At 52.4% G+C, this 3,029-nt stretch carries 1 rRNA gene; it reads left to right on the top strand.

The window, feature by feature from the left end:
- The first annotated feature begins 134 nt into the window (after positions 1–134).
- Positions 135–3,016, top strand: a 23S ribosomal RNA gene (locus LGN19_RS39385).
- Positions 3,017–3,029 lie beyond the last annotated feature (13 nt).

Here is a 3,029-nt window from a genome sequence, read left to right as displayed (position 1 = left end):
GAGATGGACGTGAAAACTATCCGGGTTGTGATTGTATCGATGTATCTCAAGATGATTCGAACTCTATGTTTGACTCAATTGGAATACGGCACAAATGCGAGAACTCAACCTGTAACGAGACAGACTCGTTATAGGGTCAAGCGAACAAGTGCATGTGGTGGATGCCTTGGCGATCACAGGCGATGAAGGACGCGGTAGCCTGCGAAAAGCTACGGGGAGCTGGCAAACAAGCTTTGATCCGTAGATGTCCGAATGGGGAAACCCACTCCTTTTGGAGTATCCATGGCTGAATACATAGGCCATGTGAAGCGAACGCGGTGAACTGAAACATCTAAGTAACCGCAGGAAAAGAAATCAACCGAGATTCCCAAAGTAGTGGCGAGCGAAATGGGATGAGCCTTGCACTCTTTATTTGTATTGTTAGCCGAACGCTCTGGAAAGTGCGGCCATAGCGGGTGATAGCCCCGTAGGCGAAAACAGTATGAAAGAACTAGGTGTGCGACAAGTAGGGCGGGACACGTGAAATCCTGTCTGAAGATGGGGGGACCATCCTCCAAGGCTAAATACTCGTGATCGACCGATAGTGAACCAGTACCGTGAGGGAAAGGTGAAAAGAACCCCGGGAGGGGAGTGAAATAGATCCTGAAACCGCATGCATACAAACAGTCGGAGCCTCGAAAGGGGTGACGGCGTACCTTTTGTATAATGGGTCAGCGACTTACGTTCAGTAGCAAGCTTAACCGTATAGGGCAGGCGTAGCGAAAGCGAGTCCGAATAGGGCGTTCAGTTGCTGGGCGTAGACCCGAAACCAAGTGATCTATCCATGGCCAGGATGAAGGTGCGGTAACACGTACTGGAGGTCCGAACCCACTAACGTTGAAAAGTTAGGGGATGAGCTGTGGATAGGGGTGAAAGGCTAAACAAACTTGGAAATAGCTGGTTCTCTCCGAAAACTATTTAGGTAGTGCCTCGTGTCTCACCTTCGGGGGTAGAGCACTGTCATGGTTGGGGGGTCCATTGCGGATTACCCCGCCATAGCAAACTCCGAATACCGAAGAGTGCAATCACGGGAGACAGACATCGGGTGCTAACGTCCGGTGTCAAGAGGGAAACAACCCAGACCGCCAGCTAAGGTCCCCAAATATAGCTAAGTGGGAAACGAAGTGGGAAGGCTAAAACAGTCAGGAGGTTGGCTTAGAAGCAGCCACCCTTTAAAGAAAGCGTAATAGCTCACTGATCGAGTCGTCCTGCGCGGAAGATGTAACGGGGCTAAGCTATATACCGAAGCTGCGGATGCGTGCTTTGCACGCATGGTAGGAGAGCGTTCCGTAAGCCTGCGAAGGTGCGTTGAAAAGCGTGCTGGAGGTATCGGAAGTGCGAATGCTGACATGAGTAGCGATAAAGGGGGTGAAAGGCCCCCTCGCCGTAAGCCCAAGGTTTCCTACGCAACGTTCATCGGCGTAGGGTGAGTCGGCCCCTAAGGCGAGGCAGAAATGCGTAGCTGATGGGAAGCAGGTCAATATTCCTGCACCATTGTTAGATGCGATGGGGGGACGGATCGCGGAAGGTTGTCCGGGTGTTGGAAGTCCCGGTCGCTGCATTGGAGAAGGCGCTTAGGCAAATCCGGGCGCGGAATTCAAGGGTGTGGCGCGAGCTCCTTAGGGAGCGAAGCAATTGGAAGTGGTTCCAAGAAAAGCCTCTAAGCTTCAGTCTAACGATGACCGTACCGCAAACCGACACAGGTGGGCGAGATGAGTATTCTAAGGCGCTTGAGAGAACTCGGGAGAAGGAACTCGGCAAATTGGTACCGTAACTTCGGGATAAGGTACGCCCTTGTAGCTTGATGCCCCTGCGGGCAAAGGGTGAAGGGGTTGCAATAAACTGGTGGCTGCGACTGTTTAATAAAAACACAGCACTCTGCAAACACGAAAGTGGACGTATAGGGTGTGACGCCTGCCCGGTGCCGGAAGATTAAATGATGGGGTGCAAGCTCTTGATTGAAGTCCCGGTAAACGGCGGCCGTAACTATAACGGTCCTAAGGTAGCGAAATTCCTTGTCGGGTAAGTTCCGACCTGCACGAATGGCGTAACGATGGCCACACTGTCTCCTCCCGAGACTCAGCGAAGTTGAAGTGTTTGTGATGATGCAATCTACCCGCGGCTAGACGGAAAGACCCCATGAACCTTTACTGTAGCTTTGCATTGGACTTTGAACCGATCTGTGTAGGATAGGTGGGAGGCTATGAAACCGGAACGCTAGTTTCGGTGGAGCCGTCCTTGAAATACCACCCTGGTTTGTTTGAGGTTCTAACCTTGGCCCGTGATCCGGGTCGGGGACAGTGCATGGTAGGCAGTTTGACTGGGGCGGTCTCCTCCCAAAGCGTAACGGAGGAGTACGAAGGTACGCTAGGTACGGTCGGAAATCGTGCTGATAGTGCAATGGCATAAGCGTGCTTAACTGCGAGACCGACAAGTCGAGCAGGTGCGAAAGCAGGTCATAGTGATCCGGTGGTTCTGTATGGAAGGGCCATCGCTCAACGGATAAAAGGTACTCTGGGGATAACAGGCTGATACCGCCCAAGAGTTCATATCGACGGCGGTGTTTGGCACCTCGATGTCGGCTCATCTCATCCTGGGGCTGTAGCCGGTCCCAAGGGTATGGCTGTTCGCCATTTAAAGAGGTACGTGAGCTGGGTTTAAAACGTCGTGAGACAGTTTGGTCCCTATCTGCCGTGGGCGTTGGATATTTGAAGGGGGCTGCTCCTAGTACGAGAGGACCGGAGTGGACGAACCTCTGGTGTACCGGTTGTCACGCCAGTGGCATCGCCGGGTAGCTATGTTCGGAAGAGATAACCGCTGAAAGCATCTAAGCGGGAAACTCGCCTTAAGATGAGATATCCCTGGGGACTAGATCCCCTTGAAGGGTCGTTCGAGACCAGGACGTTGATAGGTCAGGTGTGTAAGCGCAGTAATGCGTTCAGCTAACTGATACTAATTGCCCGTAAGGCTTGATCCTATAACAAGTCTGT

This window comes from Burkholderia sp. AU30198 (genome assembly GCF_020419825.1).
Classification (GTDB): Bacteria; Pseudomonadota; Gammaproteobacteria; order Burkholderiales; family Burkholderiaceae; genus Burkholderia.
The sequence above is the reverse complement of the archived record's forward strand: the minus strand, read 5'-3'. Positions and strand labels throughout refer to the sequence as shown.